The following is a 4049-nucleotide window of genomic DNA, read 5'->3' as shown; positions in this document are numbered from 1 at the left end:
GATTGGTATAATAATTCGCGACGCCAACCAACACTAAACGGCATGACCCCAGTAGAATACCGGAATCATGCCGTTAAAAATACTGCATAATGATTTTAATTATTTAGCTGTCTACTTGACAAGGAGCCGCGCCTTTTATGTACTGACACTCTTTTTAGTTATCTATTGCATTTTAGCTTCAATATTTGCTAATGTCACTTCTGAAGTAGACTCAAAATTCAGATCCGCTCCTGACAACACATCTGAAATACCAACTGCTAGTGATGTTTCACCTGCGCCATTGATTGAGGAAATTCCAGCAGCTGAATCTTCCAATCCAATGACATTTTCTGGATCTAAATGTAAGACTTCCGCAGCACGAACGAAGATTTCAGGATCAGGTTTTCCCTTTGTCAAAGTGGCGGGATCAACAATGTCAACAAAATACTCAGTTAATCCCAAATGATCTAGAATCATTGGTGCATTTTTAGAGGCTGAAGCTACCGACATTTTATAGCCGGCTGCCATAGCTGATTGAATGAAATCTTTCATGCCAGGTAAAACATCATCTTCCGTCAATGTTGAAATGAGTTGTTGATAATTATGATTTTTCTTTTCTGCTAATGCTTCTTTATCTGCTTGAGAAAAATCATCGGCATGATCCCCAGCATCCAAAATCATTTGCAAGGAAGCCATGCGACTGATGCCCTTCAAACCTTCAGCCAATTCTGGTGTCCAAGTTGTGCCAACCTCATCAGCTGTTTGATGCCAAGCTTCACCATGAAAGCGCGCCGTGTCAGCAATAACGCCATCTAAATCAAAGGCAAAACCTTTAATATCTGAAAATTTAGCCATTTTTATTTATCCTCGCTTTTTTTAATTTGGTAAGTTACAGTATATGTTTTTGTTTCATTTGCTGGCAAAACAATATCACCAAAGCCTTCATGATTAACCGCATCAGGCAAGGTCTGCATCTCAATAGCAAGCGCTGTTTTAATGTCACTGCTATCGTCAGGATTGGCAGTGAATACAACCACACCATTGCGATCTGAATCCACTGTCAAGGTCAAACTTTCATCGGGTGAAGTTAGTCCTACTCCCTCCCCTTGACGGCTGGGATCTAATACCCAAGCATCATCGTAATGCTCTTGTCCCAAGGCATGCAAATGCGCAAAATCAAATTTTGTATTTTGATTATCAATCACGTTACCGGTTGGAATCATGTGATTATCAACTTCAAGATGTTGACGTGATGCAATTTGTAATTTATGCTGACTGATATCTTGATCCTTACCAACTAAATTAAAATAGACATGCGTCATTGGATTGAACAATGTATTCTCGGTTGAAACGCCACTAAATATAATGTCTAAACGATCTTCATCGTCCAATCGATAGGTCACTTGGGCAGCTAATTGTCCGGCGAATTCATCATCAAAAGTACGTGTGAAATTAATTTCCGCCGCTGTACCCAAATTTCTTGCTTCACCGTGCCAATTAACCGCATCAAAGCCATTAATGCCAGAGTGTAAAACATTGCCATGATCATTTGGCGTTAATGTAAAATGTGCCCCATTAATATCATAATCAGTTTTTGATAGACGACCACCAACACGACCAATTGTATTTCCAAAATGGAATGGATTATCTAAATACGCGGCTAAATCATCAAATTGGACTAACAATTCTTGTTTGACACCATCACGTTCAACGGAAAACGATTGCCAAGTTGCCCCGTATGAAATTGCAGTAATCTGTGTGTGCTTGATATTTTCTAGGGTAAACGCCGTCACGACTTTTCCGTCAGGTAATTGCCCAAAATCCTTCTCTACTACTTTCATGATATCCTTTCCTGCTATACAGCAAATGAGCGATTCCTCGCTCATCATCATGCTTATTACTTACTCAATTCAACAGGCTTACCGGCAACATCAATCGTAATTGGTTCGCCATCAATTAACTTGAAGTGGGAACCATCCTGATCAACGTCGACTTCAATTAAACGATCACGGAAGACTTGTCTAAATGAATAGTGTGACCATTTCTTCGGCAGGAATGGTGCGTAATGCAACTTGCCGTCGCGAACCCGCATCCCAGCGAATCCTTGGACCACCGCAATCCAGCCGCCGGTCATCGCCGTAATGTGCAGGCCATCAACGGTATCGTTGTTGTAGTTGTCCAGATCAAGTCGTGCTGTTCGTTCATAAAGTTCAACGGCTTTTTCTTCATAGTGAAGGTCAGCAGCCAACACGGAGTAAATGGCAGGTGACAAGCTTGACTCATGCACGGTGTATTGCTCATAGAAATCAAAGTTGGATTTCTTCTGTTCCGGTGTAAAGTCATCAATGAAGTCCCAGATACCCTGCAGTACATCCCCCTGCTTAATGTAAGGGGAGCGCAAAATCTTGTCCCATGACCAGTTCTGGTTCAATGGTAATTGATCTGCAGGAATTTCTGATACCGGCTTGAGATCTTTATCGAGGAAGCCATCGTGTTGAACGAAGATGTTGAGATCTTTGTCATATGGCAGATACATGTTGTCGACAATGTCTTGCCAATGCTTCTTTTCATCTTCACTAACATTCAGCTTCTTAGCTTGTTCGGGTGAAACTTCCTTAAGAATCTGAAGCGTGTATTTCAACGTCCACTGGGCCAGAATGTTGGTATACCAGTTATTATCAACGTTGTTTTCATACTCATCAGGGCCAGTCACGCCATGAATCATGTAATTCTTGTTTCGCTGGCTGTAGTGAACCCGGTCTGCCCAGAAACGGGAAATTTCGGTCAAGACTTTTGAACCTTCGTTTAGAACATACGAAGTGTCGCCGGTGTAACGGGTGTAATTGTAAATGGCAAAAGCAATATCGCCATTTCGGTGAATTTCCTCAAAAGTAATTTCCCATTCATTATGACACTCGATTCCGTCAAAAGTGACCATTGGGAACAGGGCACCCTTGAGTCCCTGCTGTTTGGCGTTATGGTACGCACCGTCCAACTGCTTGTAACGATACATCAAGAGGTTGCGGGTTACCTTAGGATCGGTAATTCCCAGGTAGACAGGCACCGCAAAGGCCTCGGTATCCCAGTAGGTAGCACCACCGTACTTCTCACCAGTGAAGCCTTTAGGGCCGATGTTCAAGCGTGAATCCTCACCATAGTAGGTGGAGAAGAGTTCGAACAAGTTGAAACGGATTCCCTGTTGGGCTTCGGTGTCACCATCAATGACGATGTCAGATTTGTTCCAGCGATCGGCCCAGACCTGCTCATGAGCTTCAAGCAGTTCATCGTATGACTGGCCGGCAACCTTGTCGCTTAATTGATGCATGGCGTCAGTTAAAGCAGCTTGAGTATCATAATCTCTGGAAGTCACAATGATCACGCGCTTTTCAAGTTGAGCAGATTCATTGGGTGCCAAGACACCGGTGAATTCGTTGACAACTTCTTTTTCACTGGGTTGAGCCACTTTGTCAGCAGTCAAATCCGTGACGTTACGCATTTCCATTCCGGAAGTGAACCGGGGTGTCCCGAACGGGTTCGGGGTTGTTTCGGCAAGGACATTGCCTGAATCAGTCCCCTGTTCAGTTGAGAGAACCTCCCAGAACCGTTCGTCGTAGTTGGCGTCCTCGTTCTTAACGTCACCGTCGATAGCGGAATCAATCACCAGATCCACTTTATTTGAGCCGACGTTTTGAACGCGCACCCGCTGAACGGACAATTCCGGCTGGGCAACGCTCAAGAAACGAACAAATTCGACTGCCACCTTGGCATCACCTTTGGTAACCGTAAACGAGCGGGTTAACAAGGCTTTTTTCATATCAAGATTGAGTTCGAAATCACTGAACTGGTCTTTGGCCAGGTCGATGGCTTCACCATTAATTTTAATGTGCATCTTGATGAAATTAACTGCGTTAATAACTTTTCCAAAGTAATCGGGATAACCATTCTTCCACCAGCCAACTCGGGTCTTGTCCGGATACCAGACACCACCAAGATTGGATTGAAGTCAATATTTGAGACAGATTTTAAGAGACATTCAGAACCGCGTTTACCTTCCACAGCTCAAATAAATC

General features: G+C 43.4%; 3 protein-coding genes and 1 pseudogene. 1 reads left to right on the top strand and 3 read right to left on the bottom strand.

What is annotated here, in order from left to right; all coding sequences use genetic code 11:
• Positions 1 to 90: IS3 family transposase (locus tag EKM89_RS13535; protein WP_164510537.1), on the top strand; the 90-nt coding region annotated here is incomplete at its 5' end.
• Between the two features lie 72 nt (positions 91 to 162).
• On the opposite strand, the gene pgmB is transcribed toward EKM89_RS13535, so the two are convergent.
• From pgmB to EKM89_RS13520, 3 genes and pseudogenes are all read right to left on the bottom strand, one after another.
• A complete protein-coding gene (gene pgmB, locus EKM89_RS13530) occupies positions 163 to 834 on the bottom strand; it encodes a beta-phosphoglucomutase (protein WP_056939261.1) in 672 nt (223 codons plus the stop codon).
• A 2-nt stretch (positions 835 to 836) separates the two neighbouring features.
• Positions 837 to 1820, bottom strand: a complete 984-nt coding sequence (locus EKM89_RS13525; RefSeq protein WP_017261405.1) for an aldose epimerase family protein — start codon at positions 1818 to 1820, stop codon at positions 837 to 839.
• A 56-nt stretch (positions 1821 to 1876) separates the two neighbouring features.
• Positions 1877 to 3970 (bottom strand): annotated as a pseudogene (locus EKM89_RS13520) (glycoside hydrolase family 65 protein); the annotation flags it as partial.
• Between the last annotated feature and the right edge of the window lie 79 nt (positions 3971 to 4049).

The sequence above is a fragment of the Levilactobacillus fujinensis genome (assembly GCF_003946335.1).
Lineage (GTDB): Bacteria > Bacillota > Bacilli > Lactobacillales > Lactobacillaceae > Levilactobacillus > Levilactobacillus fujinensis.
The sequence above is the reverse complement of the archived record's forward strand: the minus strand, read 5'-3'. Positions and strand labels throughout refer to the sequence as shown.

Excerpts from the sequence above, each read along its gene's own strand:
- pgmB (WP_056939261.1), bottom strand. The coding sequence starts at position 834 with ATGGCTAAATTTTCAGATATTAAAGGTTTTGCCTTTGATTTAGATGGC.
- EKM89_RS13525 (WP_017261405.1), bottom strand. The coding sequence starts at position 1,820 with ATGAAAGTAGTAGAGAAGGATTTTGGGCAATTACCTGACGGAAAAGTC.